At 48.6% G+C, this 25,242-nt stretch carries 16 protein-coding genes; 6 read left to right on the plus strand and 10 right to left on the minus strand.

Features of this window, described 5'->3' with window-relative positions; genetic code table 11:
- Positions 1-44: 44 nt before the first annotated feature.
- Positions 45-2,354: an AraC family transcriptional regulator gene (locus M1D71_RS02530; protein ID WP_458125116.1), complete on the minus strand. Its 2,310-nt coding sequence runs from the start codon at positions 2,352-2,354 to the stop codon at positions 45-47.
- A 364-nt stretch (positions 2,355-2,718) separates the two neighbouring features.
- On the opposite strand from M1D71_RS02530, the gene M1D71_RS02535 reads away from it, so the two are divergent.
- Positions 2,719-5,430: an S-layer homology domain-containing protein gene (locus M1D71_RS02535; protein WP_458127140.1), complete on the plus strand. Its 2,712-nt coding sequence runs from the start codon at positions 2,719-2,721 to the stop codon at positions 5,428-5,430.
- A 224-nt stretch (positions 5,431-5,654) separates the two neighbouring features.
- Here M1D71_RS02535 and M1D71_RS02540 read toward each other — a convergent pair whose 3' ends face one another.
- The gene (locus tag M1D71_RS02540) at positions 5,655-6,542 is read right to left on the minus strand and encodes a hypothetical protein (RefSeq protein WP_458125117.1); all 888 of its coding nucleotides are present in this window, start codon (positions 6,540-6,542) and stop codon (positions 5,655-5,657) included.
- A gap of 111 nt (positions 6,543-6,653) precedes the next feature.
- On the opposite strand from M1D71_RS02540, the gene M1D71_RS02545 reads away from it, so the two are divergent.
- From M1D71_RS02545 to M1D71_RS02555, 3 genes are all read left to right on the plus strand, one after another.
- A complete protein-coding gene (locus M1D71_RS02545) occupies positions 6,654-7,082 on the plus strand; it encodes a GNAT family N-acetyltransferase (protein WP_458125118.1) in 429 nt (142 codons plus the stop codon).
- Between the two features lie 319 nt (positions 7,083-7,401).
- A complete protein-coding gene (locus M1D71_RS02550; RefSeq protein ID WP_458125119.1) occupies positions 7,402-8,034 on the plus strand; it encodes an NAD(P)-dependent oxidoreductase in 633 nt (210 codons plus the stop codon).
- Between the two features lie 136 nt (positions 8,035-8,170).
- A complete protein-coding gene (locus M1D71_RS02555; protein ID WP_458125120.1) occupies positions 8,171-9,850 on the plus strand; it encodes an NAD(P)H-hydrate dehydratase in 1,680 nt (559 codons plus the stop codon).
- Positions 9,851-10,374: 524 nt separating this feature from the next.
- Here M1D71_RS02555 and M1D71_RS02560 read toward each other — a convergent pair.
- From M1D71_RS02560 to M1D71_RS02575, 4 genes are all read right to left on the minus strand, one after another.
- Positions 10,375-12,027 carry a methyl-accepting chemotaxis protein gene (locus M1D71_RS02560; protein WP_458125121.1) on the minus strand — a complete coding sequence of 551 codons (1,653 nt, stop codon included), beginning with the start codon at positions 12,025-12,027 and terminating at the stop codon, positions 10,375-10,377.
- Between the two features lie 26 nt (positions 12,028-12,053).
- The gene (locus tag M1D71_RS02565) at positions 12,054-13,061 is read right to left on the minus strand and encodes a BMP family lipoprotein (RefSeq protein ID WP_458125122.1); all 1,008 of its coding nucleotides are present in this window, start codon (positions 13,059-13,061) and stop codon (positions 12,054-12,056) included.
- Positions 13,062-13,432: 371 nt separating this feature from the next.
- Positions 13,433-15,043, minus strand: coding sequence for a gamma-glutamyltransferase family protein (locus M1D71_RS02570; RefSeq protein ID WP_458125123.1), 1,611 nt, complete (start codon positions 15,041-15,043; stop codon positions 13,433-13,435).
- Between the two features lie 181 nt (positions 15,044-15,224).
- The gene (locus tag M1D71_RS02575) at positions 15,225-16,124 is read right to left on the minus strand and encodes a glucose 1-dehydrogenase (RefSeq protein ID WP_458125124.1); all 900 of its coding nucleotides are present in this window, start codon (positions 16,122-16,124) and stop codon (positions 15,225-15,227) included.
- 155 nt (positions 16,125-16,279) lie between these two features.
- Between M1D71_RS02575 and fosB the strand changes: the two genes are divergently transcribed.
- Both fosB and M1D71_RS02585 read left to right on the plus strand, forming a co-directional pair.
- Complete coding sequence (gene fosB / locus M1D71_RS02580; RefSeq protein ID WP_145325609.1) at positions 16,280-16,699, plus strand: metallothiol transferase FosB; 420 nt, start codon at positions 16,280-16,282, stop codon at positions 16,697-16,699.
- Positions 16,700-16,839: 140 nt separating this feature from the next.
- Entirely contained in the window at positions 16,840-18,651 is a 1,812-nt protein-coding gene (locus M1D71_RS02585) for a S9 family peptidase (protein WP_458125125.1), read from the plus strand.
- A gap of 110 nt (positions 18,652-18,761) precedes the next feature.
- Here the strand turns inward: M1D71_RS02585 and M1D71_RS02590 are convergent, their stop codons facing one another.
- The 4 genes from M1D71_RS02590 to M1D71_RS02605 form a co-directional block, all read right to left on the minus strand.
- A complete protein-coding gene (locus M1D71_RS02590) occupies positions 18,762-19,796 on the minus strand; it encodes a phosphotransferase family protein (protein WP_458125126.1) in 1,035 nt (344 codons plus the stop codon).
- Between the two features lie 21 nt (positions 19,797-19,817).
- Positions 19,818-20,792: an SMI1/KNR4 family protein gene (locus tag M1D71_RS02595; RefSeq protein WP_458125127.1), complete on the minus strand. Its 975-nt coding sequence runs from the start codon at positions 20,790-20,792 to the stop codon at positions 19,818-19,820.
- 167 nt (positions 20,793-20,959) lie between these two features.
- Positions 20,960-21,991: a ribonucleotide-diphosphate reductase subunit beta gene (locus M1D71_RS02600; protein WP_458125128.1), complete on the minus strand. Its 1,032-nt coding sequence runs from the start codon at positions 21,989-21,991 to the stop codon at positions 20,960-20,962.
- A 192-nt stretch (positions 21,992-22,183) separates the two neighbouring features.
- Entirely contained in the window at positions 22,184-24,517 is a 2,334-nt protein-coding gene (locus M1D71_RS02605; RefSeq protein WP_458125129.1) for a ribonucleoside-diphosphate reductase subunit alpha, read from the minus strand.
- Positions 24,518-25,242 lie beyond the last annotated feature (725 nt).

Genomic DNA, 25,242 nt, shown 5'->3' on the forward strand with positions numbered 1-25,242 from the left:
AGCAGCTCCTTTCCTGATTTTATAAATTGAACCTATATAGATCCCTATTCCATTAGACTGCGCATGAAGTTTTTCGGTGTACAGCCGTGAATTTCTTTGAACTTCTTAATGAAATAAGCAGGGGTACGGTAACCAACCGTATTTGCGACCTGCTCAACCGTAATTTCGCGTTGTGTCATGAGTTCCCGTGCACGTTCCATCCTCTGGTTCGTAACATATTCGGAATAGACAATCCCGGTTTCTTCCTTGAAGAGTTTGCTGAGATATTTAGGGCTGATGAATACTTGTTCTGAGACATGATCCAGCGTGAGATCGCCCGATAAGTTCTCGTGAATATAGGCTTTGACCGCCGAGATGGTATCCACACTCCGTACCTCGCTTCGCTTCTCCATATGCATCACAAATTCGGTCACGAGATGGATCATCCATTCCGAATAGCGGTTGATATTGTAGAACGATGCAAATTGCTTGTACAAATTCAATGAGCTGGCATCGGTGGGTTGCCAACGAACCTGACTGATACACTCAGCGTAAATGGAGACCGTTTTTAGTAATATGATCCGACTGTATTCGGCTGAATACATGCCTTCCTTTATCGTCGCAACCAACTCCTGAATGGCCTGAACCGTATCGTGTACATCACGAGTCTGCAATTTTTTCTCAAAGTTTACGAGGTATGTGTCCGGAATTTCCAAGCTGCTGGTTTCCCTGTTCAGAAGATCAAGATCCTGAATGGCAGACTGATCGGGAAAGAAATAGCTGTATCGAATCAAGGTATTCGCCTGATGATAGCTAGTGTGGATCTTCGTGAAATGCTCTACCCATCCGCCCAGTGATAATACGAAATCCAGACCGAACCTGTTTCTTGCCTCAGTGTGAATAAAGTCCACAATGTGATCAGAGAGAGGTTCTTCGGGTTGGTTGGTACAGATGATTACTGCTATTTTGTGATCCTGCAATTCCTCTGCCAGCAGTTGAGTTCCGTCCATTTCTGCGATCTCCAGTTGCTGGATCATCGTATACAACGTATGCTGCAACTGTCGTGGCTGCAGATCCTTCCATTTCTCATTGACGGGGTCAATGATGATGCAACGGAAGCGAGAGTAGGCCATTGAAATGTGAACAGACTGCAGTTGCTCCGTAAGTTCCTCGGGTGTGAATCGATTATTTAACATATTGAGCATGATGCTATGCTTAATCATTTTGTGATTGGCTTGCAGGGTTTCCTCCAGACTATCCACTTTGTTGGACAGACTGTTAATTGCCGTATCAATGAAGCGATATTCATCCTGTTTGAGGCTGGTGGGGCTATCCATCCGGCTCTTGATATTATTCAGGATTCGCTTTAGAGGACTATAATTGGCGGTCGTAAAGATGGACGACATCGCAATTCCAACCGCGATAGCTAACAAGCAAAGAAGAATCGAGATTTCCTTCAAACTATCCAATTTATTATAAAAACTTTTATTGGGTGTGGTGGTGTAAATCCGCCATCCATTTCCTTTGAATTGATCTTGGGACACGACATAAGAGCCATGGTTAAATACAGGCGTGAAGCTCTCATCTGAAGAATGAATGGAGAGCAACGACTGAGATAAATTCTCCTCCGTGGAGCTACCTAACAAGGATTTGTCTGCGGCAGAAATGACGGTCCCGTCCTGATCTACGATTAATGTACTATCATAGTCAGAAGGAATCATATTTTTAATGATCTGACTGATCGCTGATTCTTTGATATCAATAGCTATCATGACCTTACTGTCTTGTCCAGAAGATTGAAACGGGTAGCTGTGAACATAGGAAATCAAAGGGCTCACGTTGGTCTGCTCAGGCGATTCAATATACGCATCCTGAGGAACCATGCGAGTCTGCATCCATAAGGAGCTTTCTTCAGTCTCTTTCATCGCAACAATCCAATCCGTAGTATGATCCGCACTCGAAGGCGTGTCCTCATAGAGCAACAGCCCATATACAGATGAGATCATCCAATGGTTCTTCGCATCGTACACATGAATGGCTTCAATGAGGTCGGAATAATTTTGCACCTTACTTTTGAGTAATTGTTCGATGTCCAGAATCTTGCCATGGTTTCCTTTTATGCTATCTAAATCAATATTGATGGAGCTACCCAAAGCCAGAGACAGATAGACCTGATTCACCTTCTGGATGACGGAGCTTTCAATATAATTGACGGTATTTTTCAGCGACAGCTGATTATTGATTCGAATTTCTTTGCTGTATTGATGGGAGAAGAAGAGATATAAAATGGAACCGAAAAGAAGCGAGATGACAAGGACGACAGCGAGATAGGAAAAAACCATCCTGGATCTCACAGACTGAAATGGCTTACGCATCTTTTTTCCCCCTTCACTTCTCATGTCTAAACAACTTCATCATTATATAGTAGGCCGAGGACTAGAAATCATGTTGACCGAAATTTAACAAACTTAACCTGAATAATTTACTTTCAGTTAATGAAACGTTTACAAAAAAAGATATTCTAATTGACGAATATAGTATTTCCTCCATTTTTCTTGGCATAAAAGCTCCAGAACGTACGATTTTGATATAAAACGGAATTTGTTCTATAGATACCAATCGCCCCCTAATGCTACAGTAACGGCAGATCAGACATCTGGATAGAGACTTTCTTACTCATTTGCTGACGCAGAAGCAAAAAAATTAATTTACGATAATGGGAGCGTGTATTTGCAAGCCATGAGAAAACCACTTAAAAAGTCACTGGCACTACTTCTAATGTTGTCTATGGTAGGTCCGACGTTTGCAGAGAAAAGTTTTGCAGCCGATCAGAAGATTCAGTTCTCTGATATTAAAGGACACTGGGCGGAAGCAAATATTCAAGCATGGGGTGATGAAGGATTAATTCGAGGCTACCTGGATCGTTCATTTAAACCGAACACGTATATCACCAGAGCAGAATTTATGAACTTGGTAAACGGTGCTTTTGGATATTCAGGACAAGCTAAAATTACCTTTAACGATGTGTCTGAGAGTGCATGGTATTACGAAGCAATTTCTATTGCAAATGCGAATGGATATATAGATGGATACACCGATGGCACAATGAAGCCGCAAGATCCGATCACACGTCAGGAAGCAGCTAAAGTGATCGCTGGCATTCTTAATTTGGAGTTAAATGAAACAGCAGCGAATGTGTTTAGTGATTCATCCTCTATTGCGGCGTGGAGCAAGGGAGCTGTAGGTGGAGCGGCAGCAGCGAAAATTATCGCCGGCTATGCAGATGGAAGCTTCAAACCGCTTAATTCAATTACTCGTGCCGAAGCAGTGTCTGCACTCGTTAAGGCTGTAGAAACAGATTCTACGACAGCTGCCAAACCAGCTAAGCCAACAGGAACGGCAACCGTACTGAATGTTAATCCCCTAGCAGATGAAGCTCGTTTATCTGCCGTGGAGCATGGAGCCAATGCTGGAGACGACACCTTGAAAAATATTGCGGAATCCAATCCGTTTATTGATATTTTGGACGGTTTCGAACAAGTATGGTCCATGAACCAACCGGAATGGAGAGATGGAACAGCGGCAACTACACCTGGAGTTAATGATAAGGTTGCAAAGTATGGCGATGGACCGTCCCCATATTATGACGGCTTTAAGAACGATCCAACAGTAGCAGTTGCCGATCAGAAAACATTTGCGAATGCAGAGATCCGAAATAAAGCGACTTGGGAAGCAAATATTAAATATGTAGAAGATGTCACGCAAAACCGCACGGGTGAAGAGGCTTTGGCAGCCTACTACGATGACCAAAGAGATAAGATCTATAGCATGATCGAAGCCTTTGGTCCGTTGGCTAATACGTATGTAGATATCGTTAAGCCACAGACAAACGTTGAACGAAGTGTGGATGAGATGAATATTTTATTGACAGAAGAAACGACGGAAGATGAAAGTCAGGGTATCGGAAGCGACTGGGCTAAAACGGAGCTTGCAGACATGGTCGCTTTAGTTGATCTGGTTCGATTCAAAATCCCTGCTTCATCTAACCCTGCGAAATACTTCTACTCTTCCCCAAGACCATGGAGAATGAATTCAAACGGAGAAGTGAAAGAGGTTGTTGATAGCAAAGGACTGCCTGTATGGGAAACATTGGGTGAAGGTGAGACGAAAGAAGTACCTTTGGCTTCGGGAGGAAAGAAAACAACAGGTGAAAAACAGTACCAACAATATGAAACGAACGTTGAACTTATTCCTGCACTAAGCTATGTCAAACGAATCGCTGAGGATGGAAGAGGAAAAGACGGCGGATATCCAAGCGGTCATACAAGTGCATCATACTTATCCGTGCTTCCTTTTGCTTATGCTACGCCAGAACGATTCTCTGAATTCTTAACCAGAGCAGCTCAGATGGGTGAGAATCGAATTGTAGCTGGGATGCACTCACCGCTTGATGTGATAGGTGCAAGAATACAAGCAACAGCGATGACTGCATTTGCATTCAATCAGGCCGACAACAAAGAATTGTTAGAGAAGGCCTATGAAAATGCAGGAGAGGTATTTGGAGCAGAAGCCAAGGAAAAAAATATGAGTTTGTATGAATATGCACACACGGTAACAGAGGATTATAATTTCAAAAGTGCATACGATGAGAATAAATGGGAAGATCACGACGCCAATAAAGCCTTCTATAGAGAAAAGCTGACGTACGGTCTACCACAAACAGGAACCAAAGGTTTGGCTCCAGTTGTACCGCAAGGAGCAGAAGCTCTGTTAGAAACACGACAACCGTATTTAACAGATGAGCAACGCAGAGAAGTGTTGTATACAACATCCATTGATTCCGGTTATCCTGTCTTGGACGAATCCAAAGGTTGGGGTAGATTGGATCTGGTATCAGCAGCGGATGGATACGGTGCATTCTTGAACAATGTAACTGTAGATATGGACGCTTCCAAAGGGCGCTTCAATGCACAAGACTGGTGGAGAAATGATATCACTGGTACTGGAATGCTCACGAAAAAAGGAACAGGAACACTTACATTGACAGGGAAAAATAGCTACACAGGCGGAACATTGCTGCAAGCCGGAACGCTGGTAGCAGAATCTGCAACTGCTTTTGGTTCGGGTGATCTGTATGTAGAAAATGGAACGGTTGTCGTCGATGTCGACGGAGCATTAAACTTGAATAGAAACTTTACTATGGATAAGGGTACGTTGGAATTGGTTGTGGCTGATGGCAACAATCAACTGAATGTCGGCAGAAAACTCTACATTGATGGAGGGAGTCTGAATCTGGACTTGTCCAACTATAAGATTGAAGGTTCCAAAGATATTACGTTAATCACGGCTAATGGAATTACAGGTGAATTCGACAGTGTAACTGCAGAGGGTTATGACGTTAGTGTCACGTACGAAAAGGGTCGTATCATTGCACATGTTGTAGCCAAATAAGTGAAGTAATTATCCATTATATAAAATGAACTCAAGACCGTTACACATGCCACTTCGATGACAGAATAACCTTCCGATCATTCTTCGCAAGAAAAGATCAGTATATAGAAAAGGGCTGAACTACATTGTAGTTTCAGCCCTTTTTTACGTTGTAAGAAACACGCAGGATATAATTAATGAAAGTCCAGCCTCTAAAGTCAAAAAATGGAGGAGCTAAGCATAAGTTATTCACCAGTATGGTTACCTGGTTTACGTAATGGACTCACTTCAATCTCCGTAGACACTTCCTTCGCTTGTTCCGGTTCGGTATGCCCTGCATAAGGGCGATCACTGCGAGAACGGGTTCCAGTCAGTCCGAAACCTGTGGTGAATAAAATCAGTTGTAATCCAAGGGCATAAGGCGCGGCAACAAGTCCAATCAGATGGAGCAAGGAGCATAGCGCAATTAGCAAAGAAAGCGTTTTGGTGATTGTACCCGATGTATCCTGACGTGGGCTGGCCCAGAGCAGATAACCATATATTATTGTGATCATCAGGGAAACTGCGCGAATCCATGGTAAGATGCTGTCCCATGAGTCCACAGGTACGTCCAACATCCGCTGACGAAATACCAGATCTGCGACCAGAAACCCTGTGGCTGCTAGTGCCGCTGGCTCGGCTATGGGCCGAAGGATCGTCCAGATTGCTGTGCCCCAATGGTCTGTTTGTGTATCCCGGCTGAGTTCATCTGATAATACGGTGCATTCTCGTTCCAATGCTCTGTGCATGAGTCCGAGTTTGGCAGGGTCATGTTCCTTGATACAGTCACGGATCTGATCCTGTAGTTGAGGGGATAGGTAAGATGCAGCTTTGCAGGCTAACATTGCCGTTATCAGATCGTTATGTTCATGTTCCGACTGTTCATATTTCCGATTTTCCTGGATGGTAAGTTGTCCCAAGAGGGCTGTACTTATGTATAATGTATCTCGTATCCTTCTCATTCGCCTTTCGTGGCTACGGCGAACTTCAGTGGCAGACCATATGTATATTCCCAGAAGCAGAGCTATAATTCCAACTAGCACAGCCACAGCGCCTGAGTTCGATGTTAGATCTTCAATCCAACGTTGTAACACACCTTTTCCTCCTTTGCACCAACTTCACGTATCATGAAACACGCTTCACGTAAGCTTTCTCTCACTATTACACAGGAAGTAGATGAATTCAAGCAGAAAGGGGCACAATTCATGGATCATGTGAATATTGAACACACACCACCCGCAGCAGTGGAGTACCTTGCTCTACGGCAGATTGCCGGCCTTAGTCCAATGAGCAGAGAGGGGGCTGAGATTGGGCTACCGAATAGTCTGTTTGCCGTATGTCTGCGTGAAGAAGATATGCTGGTAGGCATGGGGCGAGTGATTGGAGATGGCGGTTGTTTCTTTCAGGTCGTCGATATCGCTGTACACCCGGATGTTCAGGGAATGGGGTATGGAAAACTAATCATGAGCGAGATTATGAACTACCTACGTGAAGCAGTACCTGCACGTGGTTTGGTCAGTCTGCTGGCGGATGTTCCGGCTGATCGCCTGTATGCTCAATTTGGATTTGAATACACCAGCCCGAAATCGGAGGGCATGTGGTGGAGGCAGGGAGAAGAAGGATCGACTACCTAGCGAAACGGAAACTGAATTATTGGTGTGAGACTAAATTGCATATCATTATGAAATCATCTCAGTATAGCCGCATTAGCGGCTTTTTTTCATGATCCATGTTGCTTGATTGTGGGGAGAGGGATACTTCTGAGTGTCGGTGTTTCATCCGGTAGAGAAGTGAAGATTGGTTTTCTACATATCAGCTGTAAGAGATAGGTTTACAAGTTGTTCACATCCGGTTTAAGATGGCGTGAGCCGTTTAAGGTATATAACAATAGGATTAAGTATTAAAATAACGGTAAGTTGATGAGATGATATTTACAGAAAAGAGGGATTTAATATGAAAGTTGCAATTTTTGGAGCAACCGGAGCGATTGGCAAGACGATACTTTGGGAGTTGATGGATCGTGGTCATGAAGTGACTGCGGTAGTACGTGATCCGTCGAAGATTGAGATGGTACATGAGCGGTTGCGTGTAGAACAGGGAGATCTGCTTAACCCGGATCAGGTGGCAGATTTTGCAGCAGGACAAGAAGTGGTAGTGAGTGCGTATGGACCGAGGTTCGGTGGAGAAGAAGAGATGCTGGAAGTAACACGTTCATTAATTGAGGGTGTGCGCCGTGCAAAAGCAGGACGTCTGGTTGTGGTTGGTGGAGCAGGAAGCTTGCTGACTGATTCCGGTGATATGCTGATGGATACGCCGGGATTCCCGGAGGAAGTCAAGCCTCTGGCGAAAGCTCATGCAGAAGCATATGATCTGATTGAAGCATCGGATATTCAATGGACGTATATGAGTCCTGCTGCAACGATCACAACAGGACGGCGGACAGGCCAGTTCCGGGTTGGCATGAACCGGGTGATTACGGATGATATCGGGGAGAGCTCCATTTCCGTTGGTGATTTTGCAGCCGCTTTGGTGGACGAACTGGACGACCCACAATTTATTCAATCACGGTTCACGGTAGGTTATTAAGCGTAGCAGGCTTGGAGAAGTTACGGATCGGGGTAACTGGATGAGGTAGAGGGAAAGATAGCGATAAAATTAGGATGCAGAGTTTGATTGCAAAGTTGTGCTTGTAGGATGACCATGTCACGGGGAGGGATGAACGTTGTTTATCGTAACCGCTGAACAGATGAGAGCTGTGGATGAGTATACCATTCATCAGTTGGGTGTTCCTGCAGCCAGTCTGATGGAGAATGCAGGCCGAGCCATTGCCGAGGAAGTGATCAAACTGTGCTGGGAAGAGCAGGAAGAAGGCTGGCTTTCGGATTCAGGGCATATTGGCTATAGCAGCAAGACAGATGCGCGGCGGGCACACACCGGGCCCGGCGATCGGCAAGGTTATGGTGGCGACATCATCGCCGATCCGGCGCTGGTGATGGAGCGCCCTGGTGATCAGCAGTGGTACATGCTGATCGGGAAGGGCAATAATGGCGGCGACGGACTGGTGGCAGCGCGCCATTTGGTTGAAGCAGGGCTTGGCGTGACATTGGTCTACGCCGATGCCCCGGAGGCACTGCGGGGCGAAGCCGCTGTGCAACGGGATGCCGCTGCGCAGCTTGGCATCCCTGTTGTTGTCCACGGGCGCGAAGCCGTGGACTTCAGCCGGTGCACAGGCATCGTGGATGCGCTGCTGGGCACCGGCTCGCGGGGGGCGCCGCGAGGAGCTTACGCGGCGCTGATTGAGGCGGCGAACGACAGCGGCAAGCCGGTCGTGTCCGCCGATGTGCCAAGCGGGCTGAACGCCGACACTGGAGAGGTGTACGAGCCCTGCATTCAAGCCCGGGTGACCGTATGCCTTGCGCTGCTTAAGCGCGGGCTTGTGCAGTACCCGGGCGCTTCTGCCGCGGGGCGCATCGTAGTGCGCGCCATCGGCATTCCCTCGCGTCTTGCGCCGGAGCATGGCCCCTCGGTCCGTCTGCTGACGGACGAGGTGCTGCGCGGTGCGCTGCGCGTGGACACAGGCCGTCTCCGGGCACCGGACGGCCACAAAGGCACCTACGGCCACGTATTGCTGGCCGCAGGAAGTCTGCCGATGAGCGGCGCAGGCCTGCTCTCGGCCGAGGCCGCGCTGCGCGCAGGCTGCGGGCTCGCCACATGGGCGCTGCCCGCGGCACTGTTGCCGCATGTCATCGGCACCGTGCCCGAGCTCATGCTGGCCGCCGCCGCCGATGGCGACAGCGGCGAATGGAACGCGGCTTCCGCGGGCGTCGTGCTGCGTCTCGCGGAGAGCCGCGACGTGCTCGCGACCGGCCCGGGCATCGGCCGCTTCAAGGGCGACACAGACTGGCTGCGCCGTCTGTGGCAACAAACGGATCGTCCGCTCGTCATCGACGCGGACGCCCTCAACATGCTGGCAGACGCTGGCCCACATGGGCCTCGCGACTGGGGCCAGCGAAGTGCGGCGACAATCCTGACGCCGCACCCTGGCGAGATGGGCCGACTGCTGGGCATGTCGACCCCGGAGGTGCAGCGTGACCGGATTGGGCACGCTGCAAGATACGCCCGCGAGCAGGGCGTGACCCTTGTGCTCAAAGGAGCACGAACGGTCATCGCAACGACATCCGGCGAGGCGTACATCAACACCACCGGGCACGCCGGCATGGCGACGGGCGGTGCCGGAGACGTATTGACCGGCATCATCGCCGGTCTGCTTGCCCAAGGGCTCAGCGCGGAGCAAGCCGCCGCGTTCGGCGTATATCTCCACGGACAGGCTGCCGAACGAGCAGCCCTGCTGCGCGGCGATCCATCATCCCTGCTGGCTGGAGACATCATCGACGCACTGTGAGGACGGGCAGGTGTGGGACAAGCTCGTGGTTTTGGGCTACTGCCGATGACGACTCGGTTCCAAACTGCAAATGATGCAACGAACCAGCGCACCGAAAGTAGATGCCTGCACGTTGCTCATTGTTCATTTTTCAATGCTCAATGCCTAACGAACCTCATCCACGTTATTTCTGTGTATTTCAGAGAAAACACCTGAAAAACCGGCTGAATTAGGGAATAGAGTGCCTGCGATTCGCTAGATTTTATCATCTGCAATTAATCGCCCAATAAAGCCTGATGGGTTCGATAAACGTTTGGATTTGAGGCGTTGATGTCATGTTATCGACTTTCCTATCTTTGAAACGAATCGATTGTTGGATGAAACGATAATGGTTAGCTACCAAAAAGGGGAGCCCTGTCATGATGATGACGGAGGCTCCCCTTTATTTGCTTGTATGTTCATCCTGCCTGCTTCCGGCTTCGCCGAACATCTGCATCTAAACTGCATCCGGCCTACGTCCGGACTGAATTATCCCTGCATCCTGCTTACAGCCGGAAACGCAGCAATTCCTGATGCATCTCTGCACTGATATCACGCAGTGACTTGACCTTAATACTCGCATCGGCGAAGGAACGTTGTTGTTCCGCCGTGGAGGCTGTAATCTCTTCACTGCTGGCGGCTGACTGCTCAGTGATGGCACTGATATTTTCGATGGCCTGCTGCACCTGTGTACTGAGCTCGTTCGAATGCTGCATATCCTCCGCAAGCTGGTGGATGCCGGTGCTAATGCGCTCTACACTTTCACGAATGGCGGAGAAGGATTCCCGGGTCTGGCCGGTAGCTTGTTCCTGTTCGCCGAATAGCTGCATGCTCTGCGCTACCGAGTTCTTCACCTTGTCCATGGAGGTTGTAATCTCGCCAACAGCCGCATAGATATGCTTGACCGATTGCGCAGACTGTTCCGCGAGCTTATTTACCTCTCCTGCCACGACAGCGAAGCCGCGCCCGGCTTCTCCGGCACGAGCAGCCTCAATGGAGGCATTTAACGAGAGCATGGTCGTCTGCTTGGCAATTTCCGATACATATGCGGTCATCGTGGTGATTCGAACCGCGCTGTCTTCCAGTTCCCGGACCGTCTGCTCCACCTCTGACATCGCCAGACGGTTCACTTCGGCCAGGCGGAGTTGTTCCGCGACGGCTTTATTACCTTCTTCAACGGTAGTTAATACTTCACGACCATCGATCACGGATTGGGAAGTAGCCTTCAGATTACTATTGAAGGTAGATTGCATCTTGTCCACAACGATGACCGTTTCACTCAGGTCCTCGGCAATCTTCTGACTGCCAACGGCCAGTTCCTCGGTTGTACGGGATACTTGCTGCACAATCGCTTGAGACGTATCATTCCCACGGTCAATGTCTTGCGCCATCAGATCGACACGATGACCGGCTGCGCCAATCGATTGAATAATGCCCCGGATATTATGAGTCATGATACGGAATGAACGGCTCAGGTCATCGAGTTCATCTTTGCCCCGAGCTTCCGGTAATTGCAGGGTAAGGTCACCATCCGCAATCTGTCCTGCGGCGTCTTTGAGCGTGCGAATGCGCTTGGCGATCTGACGTGAAGTATACATATTGAACAACATCACGGCGACGAGCAGCACGATGGCTCCGCCGAGAGCGACTTGCCACGTTTGCTGGATGTCACGCTCCAAATCGACGGTATACTGATCATATCGATCTCGCGTTATTTCATCCAACGAATAGATATCGTTCTGTATGCCCCGAACCCGAGTGCTATAACGCTTGGCTTCTGCACTGTTCATTTTGGTCATCGCTTCGGTGGCTCCCTGGTTCAGAGCTTGTAGTTTCATCTGGATAGACTGAATCAGCTGCAACTGCTGATCCGTTTCCAGCAATCCGTCTGTAAGCTCCTGGATCATCGTTTGGCCTTCATCCAGCAAGCGGAGTACGGCGTCCTGATTTCCTGCTGTCATGGAGAATGAATAGACGTCCAGTGCCTGCTGGGTCTGAATCTGATTGGCGTTCAGTTCACTCACCTTGAGCATGGCAGGGACCAGATTTTGATTTTTGGCATTCATACCGAGCAACTCCATGATGATATAGGCTACCAGCGCAAGGCATAGAAGTAGCGAGATCAAAGCATTAAGTATCAGTTTTCCCTGTAGTTTCATATGCGTACCTCCTCGAATCCGATGGGTTATTGATCAAGCGTAATTGTGATTTGACCGGAAGAGATCTGTGTTTTCAGATCATCGAAGGTTTTCTGTTGTTCATCACTAAGCGTAATATTATGTAGAGCGGTCAGACCTACGGCGTTCTCTGCCAGCCCCTCCACGATTTCCTTTTGAGGGAAGGTGTGATTGTTTTGAATGAACGAGTTAACGGCATTATAGATGGATACATCCACATTTTTCAGCATGGATGTCAGAATGGCTTTTTCCGCTAAAAAGAACTGATCGGTATCTACGCCGATGGCGTATTTCCCTAATTTCTGAATCTCCGTCAGTGCGCCCACGCCTGTGAGTCCGGCAGCTACGTAGATCACGTCAGCGCCCTTTTCCTGAATCATCTGTGCAGCGAGCTGTTCACCCAGATCGGCATTACCGAAGTCTCCTGCGTAGACGACATCCACTGTTGCATTCGGCTTGACAGCGAGGACACCTTGCTCAAAACCCTGCTCGAAATTGCGAAGGACGGGTATCTCCATGCCACCCAAGAAACCGACACGATCTTCTGTTGAAGCCATAGCGGCAATAACGCCTGCCAGATAACTTCCTTCTTCCGCCCGGAATGAGATGGAAGCAATATTGGATAACTCGGACTTACTGTCAATCAACAGGAATTGCTGATCGGGATATTTGGCAGCGATCTTCTCCATGTCGGCTTGGACCGTATCACTCAGACCAATAATCAGGTCGAATTTCGCTACCGCAAATTCCTCAAATGCAGCCCCAGCAGATCCATTCTCGCCCGGTTCGCGATAGTCAAAGAAAATACTTTTCTCGTCCCTGGCCTGAACCAGCCCATTAAAAGCAGCATCATTAAAGGAGCGATCGCCCAGGCCAACCTCCGTAAGAACAATACCGACTTTCGTTCTGGTATCTGTTGTCGTTGTTGTATTATTGGCTGAACAAGCTCCCAGCATCAGCACCGTCAGGATCATCATTAGGGTGAGAACTGATCGGATGCTCTTGTTTGTTTCCATGTGTTGTACCCTCATTTCTGTAGTCGCTTTTTGATTCCAGGTGTTCTTAAGATGTGGAGAAATACGCATATATGGGTGACATATGTGGTGAGATTCCCCTTTATCTTTATCGGACAGAAGGGTACTGTGATTTATGGTTTACATTGAAAATTTACGCAAATCTTAATATGTTTCATGAATTGTACATGGGTTTTACATTTATCTGGTTAAAGGGGGCGCATATGACTTCAGTCTGTTGTTTGCCGATGTTCAAAATAAAAAAGACACAGCAGAGATGATTCATCTCTGTTGTGTCTTTGAATTTGAATAGCAGATATGTGAAGCACATCGGGATATTTTTAACCGTCCTTATAATAGAAGTTACGCGAGTTTTACCAAGCCGCAATGGAGCCATCGGCTCGCGTTTCCGTACCGCCGCATAATACGCCATTGTCCGGGTTCCGCCAGATGATCTGACCGCGTCCAAACTGGGATGGATCGAGCGCCACTTGAATATCATGTCCTTTTCGGGCAAGTGCCTGTGCAATATGTTGCGGGAAACCGGGTTCCACAAGAATCGTTTTGCCCTTCGTCCACTGCCAGCGTGGAGAATCCAGTGCAGCCTGTGGGTTCAGGTGATAATCAATCGTATTCATGACCACCTGCACATGACCTTGCGGTTGCATGAAACCGCCCATGACGCCAAATGGACCGACCGCTTCGCTGCCGCGGGTGAGGAACCCCGGAATGATGGTGTGATACGTTCGTTTACCCGGTTCCAGAGCGTTTGCATGATTCGGGTCCAGTGAGAAGTTGTGTCCGCGATTTTGCAATGCAATGCCTGTCCCTGGAACAACCAGTCCGGACCCGAAGCCCATATAGTTGCTTTGGATAAAGGAAACCATGTTGCCTTCACCGTCCGCTGTTGCCAGATAGACCGTTCCACTTGCGCGTGGATCGCCTGCCTCAGGTGCACGTGCGGTATCACCAATGAGTTTGCGCCGTTTTTCCGCGTAGGCCTCGGACAGCAGTTCCTCCACACTCACGCCCATGTTGCGTTCTTCGGTAATATATTTTTCCCCATCGGCAAATGCCAGCTTCATGGCTTCGAGCTGCTGATGATACGCCAGAACGGATTCTTTCTCGTCAAATGCGTAACCTTTCAGCAGATTAAGCGCCGCCAGAGCAATCAATCCTTGTCCGTTCGGCGGAATCTCCCATACATCGTATCCACGATAGGAGACGGAGATGGGATCAACCCACTCCGGCTGAAAAGCCTTCAGATCTTCGCGAGTCAGATAACCACCGTGTTCTGCCATAAAGGAATGAATGCGTTCGGCCAGTTCTCCTTCGTAAAAGTCTCGCGCTTCGCTCTCGCCAATCTGGCGCAAAGTCGCCGCATGATCCGACGAGCGCCACATCTCTCCAGCTGCGGGAACACGCCCGCCTGGAGCAAATGTCTCAAACCACGCACGCCCTGCTTCCGCATCACCCTGGCGTGCATAGAGCTCGGCTGCCCTTGCCCAGTGGCGGGCCAGCCCTGGCGCAAGCGGGTAACCTTCCTCCGCATAGCGGATGGCCGGTTCCAGCGCTTCCGCCAGCGTGAGCCGCCCAAAGCGGCGACTCAGCTCGGCCCAACCCGCCGGTGCGCCAGGCACCGTCACCGGAACAATTCCCAGCTTCGGCATCTCCGTATGGCCTGCCGCTTGGAGCGCCTCAATGGATATGCCCTGAGGCGCAGGGCCGCTGGCATTCAGGCCATGCAGTTTGCCCTCGGTCCAGACGAGGGCAAAAGCATCGCCTCCAATGCCATTGGACGTGGGCTCCAGCACCGTCAGTGCTGCCGCAGTTGCAATGGCGGCGTCAATGGCGTTGCCGCCTTTTTTCAATACATCCAGACCTGCCTGTGCAGCCAGTGGCTGTGAAGTGGCAACCATGCCCTGCTTGGCATACACGGGCACGCGGTAAGAGGGGTACGGTTGGTAGAGTGGATCAAAGTTCATCTGGGCGTTCAGCTCCTTGTCGCAAGATGTCAGGCTCCGGGATCACCGGATCTACTCCTAACCTTCTTCGCAACCGGACAACCGATATCCTGTCACACTTGCCAAATCCAACCTGACATCAGCAGCACATCGTTCAGAAATGTTTTTGCCAAGTGGAGTGACATCAATTAACGATATCACCCTAAGTTGTTACCATATCGCCGCCGTTCACATGAATGCATTCACCTGTGACGTAGGATGAATCGCGGGAAGCGAGATAGACGTAGGCTGCCGCCAGTTCGTAAGGCTGACCAGCCCGACCCATAGGCGTATCTGTTCCAAATACCTGCACATCCTCAGCAGAGAAACTGGCAGGAATGAGCGGGGTCCAGATAGGTCCCGGGGCGATGGAATTCACGCGAATCCCCTGTGCAGCGAGCGACTGGGCGAGTACACGAGTCAGCGACACGACAGCTCCTTTGGTGGAGGAGTAGTCGATTAATTGGGTGTTGCCTTTGTATGCTGTAACGGAAGCTGTATTGATGATGGAAGCGCCTTTGCACAGATGCGGGAGAGCGGCCTGGATCAAAAAGAAATAGGCGAACACATTCGTCTGAAAGGTGTGATACAGCTGTTCTTCTGTAATATCAACGATGCTTGGCTGCACATACTGTACGCCATGGTTGTTGACCAGAATATCGATCTTCCCGTAGGTTTCCATGGTCGTGCGAATGACAGCATCACAGTTTTTCTTTAAGCGGAGATCAATTTCGATTAACAGACAGCGCTGCCCCAATTCCTCGATTCGCTCGCGAGTCCTTTCGGCATCTGTCCGTTCATATAGATAAGCAATGACGATATCCGCCCCTTCTTTTGCAAAAGCGATGGCGGCCGCCCGGCCGATTCCACTGTCACCACCCGTAATAATGGCAACCTTTCCTTCGAGTTTGCAGCTACCGATATAGGCAGGGTCTTCACTGATTGGTTCAGGTACCATCAGGGTCTCCAGTCCGGGTTGCTGGTCCTGATGCTGGGGCGGGAATGCGAGCTTTTGCTCCTTGCACACCGTTTTCTCACCATAAAAAGGATAAACAGGATTCATGAGCTTTACATCCTCCTCGAACGTTCATTGATACGGATAAACTATGCATTCGCCCAAAAGAAGGTGCAGGAGGAAGCAGCAGAGCGGTTGTTTTTTGCACAAAATATACCATAATAAGGATAGATCCTAAAATTGATGGAGGTGTCAGGAGCCACATGAATATTCAGGGAATTAATCATTTGTGCTTTTCCGTATCCAATCTGGAGCGGGCCATTACCTTTTATGAGCAGGCTCTCGGGGCCCGAATTCAGGTGAAAGGACGCAAACTGGCTTATTTTGAGCTTGCCGGTCTGTGGATCGCCCTGAATCAGGAGGATGTTATTCGCAACTATACGGAACGAACCTATACCCATATTGCATTTACCGTCAAAGAGGAGGAGTTCGAAGAGTCGGTGCAACATCTGCGAGCAGCCGGAGCTGACATTCTTCCCGGAAGGCCAAGAGATCCGCGGGATGCAGCTTCTGTATATTTCACCGATCCGGATGGTCATCTGTTCGAACTGCATACAGGTACGATGAAGCAAAGGTTGGATTATTACCGTGAAGACAAAGCTCATATGACCTTTTATCCATGAGTTTGATGTGCAAATGGAGAAAATCCAGAATTATAACTCACATATCTATTGTCTAAACATTGGCATTACCTATAATATGGACAAATAGTACCTTAATTTACCAATGTTAAATTCATTGGTTCAATCCAAGGAGGTTTGTCATGATCCAGTTCCCGAAACCAGATGTCGAGCAATATTTTCAGACGTATCGAATTTCGCATTTTGCCGTATCGGCTGACGAGAAACGTTTGTTCATGGACAGCAATCTGAACGGTCAGCCGAATATTTGGGCGATGGATTTGCCCGGGGGGTACCCGTATCCTTTAACCTACTTGAATCAGAGCAGTCAATTTATCAAAGCAGACCCGCAAGGGCGTCATCTTCTTACCGCGTTTGATCGGGATGGTGATGAGAACTATCATCTGTATGCACTCCAACCGGAAGGTGGCGTTCCACTGCCCGTTGTGAAGGCCGAGCCGAATGATCGTTGTTATTACGTCCACTTATCGGAAGATGGAGAGCGATTGTATTATATAACCAGCGCAGGTAACCCGAACTATCTCAATTCGCGCCGACTTCATCTGGAGACGGGAGAGGATGAGCTTCTGCATCAGGGGGAAGAGGCCACCAGCCAGCTGGTTGCTGTAAGCGCGGATGAACAGGCCTATGTTATCTTGAAAGTATATTCGAATACCTACCAGAAGGCCTATCTGTATCGGAATGGTGAGTCCGAATTAATTGTGCCCGTTTCAGATCGGCAGAGTCAGATTCCATATGTACTTTTTGCAGATGATAATCGCCTTCTGCTGATTACGAATGATGACTCGGCATATTCCTATGTGGCTGAGTACCGTATCGATACCCGTGAGTTCCGTCCATTGTGCAGAATCGAAGGGGAAGATGTGGAGATCATCCGCTGGCATCAGGCTTCCGAGACATTATACTTCTGGACACTTACAGGGCCAGAGAATCGCATGTATGCATTATACAAAAATGCGGATCAGCCTCGGCGCGTAGATATGCCGCTGGATACAGTCGAGCAGGTGACCGTTACCAAGGCTGGCAATGTGTATATTTTGGGGCGTGGGGCAATTGAGCCGCATAACATTTATCGTAAAATGGCGGGTGTTGAGTCCTGGGAGCCGCTGACTGCCAATCGGGTGACCGGACTGGAACCAAGTGATCTCGTGTACCCTGACGTCATTCGGTATAACTCCTACGACGGACTGGAGATTGAAGCTCTTTTGTTCAAAGCAAAACCGGAGCAGGCCAATGGCTACACCGTATTTTGGCCGCATGGCGGGCCACAAGCATCGGAAGCGAAGTTTTTCCGGCCGATGTTCCAGATGATGCTTGCTCAGGGCTATCATATTTTTGCTCCGAACTTCCGGGGCAGTACCGGATATGGCGCGGAATTCGTCAAGATGGTTGAGCGGGATTGGGGCGAAGGCCCAAGGCTGGACTGTGTTGCCGGGATCCAATGGCTGTTTGACCAGGGAATTACCTCGCCGGAGCGCTTGTTTGTGGTAGGTGGAAGTTATGGGGGGTATATGACCCTGTTGCTGGCAGGACGCCATCCGGAGCTGTTCCGGGCTGCGGTCGATATTTTTGGGCCATGCAACCTGTTCACGTTCCTGGATTCCGTGCCGGAAGACTGGAAGCCGATGATGGATAACTGGCTGGGGGATCCGGTCCGTGACCGCGAACGGTTAACGAAGGATTCACCAATCACGTATCTGGATCAGATGGTGAATCCGATGCTGGTTATTCAAGGGGCGAATGATCCAAGGGTGGTAAAGGCTGAATCTGATCAGATTGTGGCTGCGCTCCAGTCAAAGGGACTTGATGTGGAATATATCGTTCTGGACGATGAGGGCCACGGTTTCTCCAGAAAGGCAAATGAGATTCTCGTATACCGCCGGATGTTGGCGTTTTTGCAAAAACATCAGGAGGCATCAGTCGCACAAGCTTAAGCCGTGTGAGATTCCATCGTGGTATGACAAAAGCCGCCAGAGATCATCATTGATCTTTGGCGGCTTTATGACGTGAGCCCGGATGTGTGGAGTTGATGCATCCGAACCTCTTAATCCAGCAATGCGAGAATCGAATCGATGTCCTGCTCCGCCCACTGGGCAAAAGGTAATTCCTCGGACCACGTCACTTGTCCTGTCGCTTTGGCTTCACCCCACCACAAGACACGTTGATAGAGCAGATGCACACTCAGACGTGAACGGAATTGTTCGCATTTTTCCACATCCGCCGTGCAGACCAGATCCCGGTAACAGCGAAGGAACTGTGCGGCGAGCTCTGGTTGACCCTCACGAATATATCTGGTGGACATTTTGGTTAAGTCGGCTGTGCCATCTCCGAAATAGGAGGTTGTGAAATCAAAAAGACCACTAATCTGCCAGTCTGCAGAAGGGGAATCCATTTTTTGAATCAGAACATTCTCGACCTTGAAGTCTCCCATGACAAACCCGGGAACGGTCATGGACTCGAACGCCGATTCCGCATTCTTGAATTGCTCGTCCACCCACTGAACATCTTCATCCGTAATCACAGAGTACTTCTCAGCATCATGTAACCAGTGCCGAATGGTTCCGTACAACCAGTCCAGATAATTACCTGCAAAAGAAACAATCTGCTTCGCTACAGGATCATATTCTCCCGCATCAGGCACCTTCCAGCGGTGCAGTTCAGCCAAAGTATGAGCAAACATACAGGCGATCTCTTCCTGATCTTGCTCTGTTAGCGTAGCCTGGAATGATGGATCATATAGGTGATTGCCTGGCAGGCGGGGCATCAGAGCATAACTCCAGCCCAGAAGATCGGTATCTTTATTTAATAAATAGGGGTCAGGGACGGGAGTGGAAGTGTGTTTCGCCAGTTGTTCTACGAAAAATTTTTCTTCCTCTAGTTGTCCTGGATATAAAGGGTTACCTTTCAGAATGTATTCTCCGCTAGAAGAACGAATGAGCAGTGTCTGGCCCATAACTCCCTTTTCTGTTCGTCGATAATCTTCAAGGGTTCCCAGATCGAACTCATTCAGCGCATCTTGCAATGAAGCTGCTGTCACTTCACCGAGTTGATTGGAACCAAAATATATACGGGTTGTCATACGGCTCGACCCTCCTGGATTTTAGTCCTCATCCTCTTCATCAGACAGGTCATACGTATCCTCATCGACCAATCCACGGATGAAAGCTTCAAAATTTGGCGCAAGATATGTAATTTCATAATCATTTTCCTGATCCACATGAACAACACAGGGTTCACCTTCAGGACCACAGAATCGATAATCCAGCATGACGACATCATGACCTGCGGATGGACAATCACAGATCACAATTCCCAGATCCGGGTATCCCCAATCTTCAATCATGAACCGGCTTCCCAGCTCACCACCGAGCGCGTATATTTTATCGTGTCCAATCCCCATCAGGCTTGAAATGGCAATGTGATCCTCAGCCCAGGAAGTCGCTTCTTGGGTGGGGAATACGGTGAGTGCGGGGATACCGCCGTTCTGGGTATTCATCAGTTGAATATAGGAAGCCGGCAGCTTATAGCCCAATTCCTTCTCAATGGACAGAATTTGTTCTTCGTCAAAAGGTTCCGAGACATGATTTTCCTGCGCATAATCGCTTTGTACCCAGAACGTTGCTGGAGCGTAAGTCCCTGATGCGGCTCTTAGATGATTCTGTGTACCACTCTGCTCCAATGCTGCAAGATTCTCTTCATGACGTTGGCGATCCAGCCGCATCTTCTCTGCTCTGGGACGAATCTGGTGAAGGAATTCAAGCGTAGATTCATCATGGGGCAGGAGTTCGTCAGCTCTTTCAAAAGCGAGTAGTGCATGTTCATAGCTTGCTATGTGACAGTATGCGTAACCCAAACGGTATTGCCAGAGTGGATCGTTTGCTCCTCGCTCCTGGACAGACAACAAATGTTGAATAGCTTCACGGTAGCGTGCGTCATTGTTATAGGCTCTGGCAAGTTGGCCGATCAGATTATAATCCCGCTCTGAGGCAGGGATACTTTCAATACGTTCAATAATGAGACTGAATTGGTCCTGCTCATGCCATAAGTTGAGTTGTTCCATCAGTTCTTTTTCCATGAATAGGCCTCACTTCCGTAGGAGGGATGCGAATCTCTTCCAAACTATCTTACAAGGTTAAGAGACAAAAAAACACTCCCGCATGCAGATAGCCATGAAGGCGTTCCATCGAAGGGAGTGTTTTATTTTGTACTTATTTATATCGGAAATACTGAATCTGCAGGGTTTTACAAATCGTCAAATCCGTTATCGTCGCCGACTTTACCGTAGTTACGGGATTTGGCTTCGAAGAAGTCTGTTTTGGTTGCATTCAACGCTTCATCGGAGAATGGTTTAATCCAAGGCATGCAGTTTACGTCCACACCTTCATATGCTTTTTCCATACCCATCAGACGCAGACGTTTGTTGGCGATGTACTTGATGTAATCTTCCAACTCGTTCAGGTCAATGCCGCGTACGTTGCTGAGCGTGTAGTGTGCCCAGTTAGTTTCGAGCTCAACAGCACGATGGATTGTTTTGTATACGTAGTCCATGTTCTCAGGTGTGTTCAATTCAGGGAAGTCTACCAGCAGCTGTTTGTACACTTCAGCGAAGAAGTAACAGTGTTGGTTTTCATCGCGCTGGATATAAGAGATCATCTGGCTGGTTGCCATCATTTTCTGGTCACGGGCCAGATTGTAGAAGAACGCAAACGTACTATAGAAGAAGATGCCTTCGAGTACCAGATCGGCTACCATAGCTTGGAAGAACGTCTGTGGAGATGGCTCGTCCCGGAAAGTTTGGTAGATGTCTGCAATGAAACGGTTACGGTCAAGCAAGACTGGATCATGTTTCCAGTATTCAAAAATTTCCTTTTGCTCCCGATCAGATACGATCGAAGACAGGACATAGGAGTACGATTGGTTATGAACGACTTCCTGTTGTCCGATAATGGCCGAGATCGCTTCGAGTGAAGAATCGGTAAAGTAACGTTTTACGTCACCGACAAACATCGTCTGCATGGAATCAAGTACCGCGAGCAGAGAGATGTTGACTTTAAACGTACGTTGTTCTTCCTCGTCCAATTGGGCAAACTGGGAAGCATCTTTGGACATTGGAATTTCGTCTGCGATCCAGTGGTTGAGCAGCAATACTTTGTACAATTTGTACATATGAGGCATGCGGATGTCATTCCAGTTCAGGATACCGGAGCATTCACCTTCAATAATACGGGTCGATTGGTTAGGGGCTTCGGTGTTGAAAATTTTCTGTACTTGCATAGTCCGTTCACTCCTTGAAATTTCATAATGTTCTGCCGACAGAACTTTGGAAAACCATCTATATCAACATCTTGCGATGCTGTGATCGTGTTTTAGGCAAAAAAGAACCAGGGCAACGCCATTTTGCAATCAAAACAGGATGCCCTGGTGGTCATCGTGGATCTAGTCAATCTTCTCTAATACGGACAAAACTTAGCTTGAGCAAGAATCACATTCTTCAATGGTTAATGCCCGGCTACGGACATAATAAGTTGACTTCATGCCGGCTCTCCAGGCATGCAAGTGCAGTTCCAGGAATTCCGTTGCTTTGATATCCGGACGAACATACAGGTTGAAGCTCTGTCCCTGATCGACATGACGCTGACGGGCAGCAGCCATATTGATGGAAGCATGTTGATCGACCATGAATGCCGTTTTGTAATACCAGATCGTTTTTTCGGACAGATCTGGTGCCGGATTGGCGATCTTGTATGTTGTTTTCTCTTCATAAGACAACAGCTCATAGAGCGGGTCAATGCTGGCTGTTGAACCGGCAATGATGGACGTGGAACCGTTAGGTGCAATGGCGAACAACCAGGCATTACGTACACCGTTTTGCCGTACTTCGGCTTGCAGTTCTTTCCATTGTTCAGTTGTTACGAACTCGCCTACGCGCTCACCTGATGTGTATTCGCGTTGGTCGAAGTAGTGACCACTCTCCCAATCGGAACCTTTGAATTTCGGATAATGTCCTTTTTCTTTGGACAGCTCCATGCTGGCTTTCACGAGCAGGTAGTTAATTTTTTCGTACAGATTATCGTTATACGTTACCGCTTCATCGGACTCCCAGCGAATGCCTTCGAGGGCAAGCAGGTGGTGAAGTCCGAACGTTCCCAGACCGACTGCACGATATTGGCTGTTGGTATATTGGGCTTGCAGCACTTCAATATTATTAATGTCGATGACGTTGTCCAGCATACGTACCTGAATTGGTACCAGACGCTCCAGTACATTGTGAGGTACGGCACGTGCCAAGTGAATGGAGTTCAGGTTGCAGACAACGAAGTCGCCAGGCACTTTGGAAATCACGATGCGAGTCTGTCCATCTTTGGTTACGAGTTCTTCCTTTTCTACCACAGTGGCAGATTGGTTCTGCATGATCTCGGTACAAAGGTTGGAAGAGTAGACCATACCGTGTGCACGGTTCGGGTTCGCACGGTTAACGGTATCCCGGTAGAACATGTACGGCGTACCTGTTTCCAGCTGGGATTTCATCACACGTTTCATAATATCAATCGCCTGAACTGTGATACGGGACAAAAGCGGGTGGTTGACCGCCTCTTCGTATTTATCACGGAACGCACCTGCGCCAAAGGACTCATCGTAGAAATCTTCCAGTCCGAGTGCACGACCGTTCTCGTCTTTCCAACCCATCACTTTCTTCGTTTCGTGTGGGCAGAACAAGCTCCATTCGCCGCGGCTGGATACCCGTTCCATGAACAAGTCAGGCAGACAGATGCCGTGGAATACGTCATGCGCACGCATCCGCTCATCCCCGTTATTCAGCTTCAGATCGAGGAACGCCAGAATGTCTTTGTGGAAAACATCCAGATATACGGCAATAGCACCTTTACGTGTTCCGAGCTGATCTACGCTGACTGCTGTATTATTTAGTTGGCGAATCCAAGGGATTACACCGGAACTTGTGTTTTTGTGACCACGGATATCCGACCCACGTGCTCTGACTTTACCGAGGTACACGCCGATGCCGCCGCCCATTTTGCTCAGACGCGCTACATCGGTATTGGAATCGAAGATACCTTCAAGTGAGTCGTCAACGGTATCGATGAAGCAACTGGAGAGTTGTCCAGCCACTTTTTTGCCTGCATTGGACATCGTAGGTGTAGCTGCTGTCATATACATGTTGCTCATCGCCCAGTAAGCTTCCTTGACGAGATCCATACGTTTCTCAGCAGGCTCCTGATGCATCAGATACATGGCAATAACCATGTAACGCTCTTGTGGCAACTCCATTACTTTTCCGTCAAAATCGTGAGCGAGGTAACGTTCTGCCAGTGTGAGCAAGCCGATGTAATCGAAGAGCAGATCGTTGCGGTAGTCGATGCACTCAGCAAGTTCGTCGATCTGTTCTTTGGTGTAACATTCCAGCAATTCTTCGCGGTAGATCCCTTTTTTCACGAGATCTACAAGAAGAGGATGGAATGCCCCATAAGGCTCGTCCGGGTAAGACTTGTATCTGCGGTTGGTAGCCGCTTTTTTGTACAGGGAAGTGAGCAGGGATCTTGCCGCTGCAAATTTCCAGTTGGGCTCCTCTTTGGTTACCAGTTCCAGTGCGCTCATCATAAAAGCGTTGCTGATCTCGTCTCCGGTAACTTCATCACGGCGGAGCTTGCTGTTTACCCCACGTACCAGACGTTCCTTGTCCAGCATATCCAGTCCTTCCAGAATACGGTCGGCATATACCGAGATGCGCATATCATCAAAGGCAAGCTGGCGATTGTTCGGCTTGGTCACAACTTGTGGCATGAATATTCCTCGCTTTCGCATGTTTAAGAGATAAATTGGAGAATTCTTTATATAAAGAATTGAGTGTCTTCTTACGGTGAGAAAAAGATACAGGTTGCGTATTGCGGACTGAAACGGCGGTGACAGGTCATATCTTAAATCGCTCAACTTGAGGAGCACAAAGCAGCACAACGCAGAACATGCTCATATAAAAAGCATTCTCCCGCCTCGCGGCTGAAAATGCCCATGGATGCTCTGGCTTCCTCACTGTCTTAGTGTTCAGGATATCGACAGAAAAGGGTGCTTATGTAAGCTTTTGTCTATTGCAGATGTACCTGTGGTTTTGAGGATACCGGATGCAGTCCAAACAGCCCCGTTAACCTCCATGTCAACTCTGTTTCGAGAAAGCGATTTACACCTACAGGGACGTGCCTTTGAAGGTGATTTCATCCTGTTTTTCACGAGATTGCAGAAGGTGACTAATAGAAGCGGAGAAATCTAGTGTTACTACATTTTGTAGCTGTCAACATACTGTAACCCAACATATTGTGTTTGTAAAGTGGGCCGATACAGTAAAACGTAATTCCGAGTATACCATTTAAGCGGGGAATCCGCAAAGGAAAAGGACTGGAAGATTTGAAGATTTATCAAAAAAAAATTTTGAACATTTCCAATGACGTCTTCACGTCAGTTTGAATTATGACGTATTGAACTGGTAGAATAAAAATGGTCAAAAATCGACTAAA

The organism is Paenibacillus sp. Z3-2 (assembly GCF_054161325.1).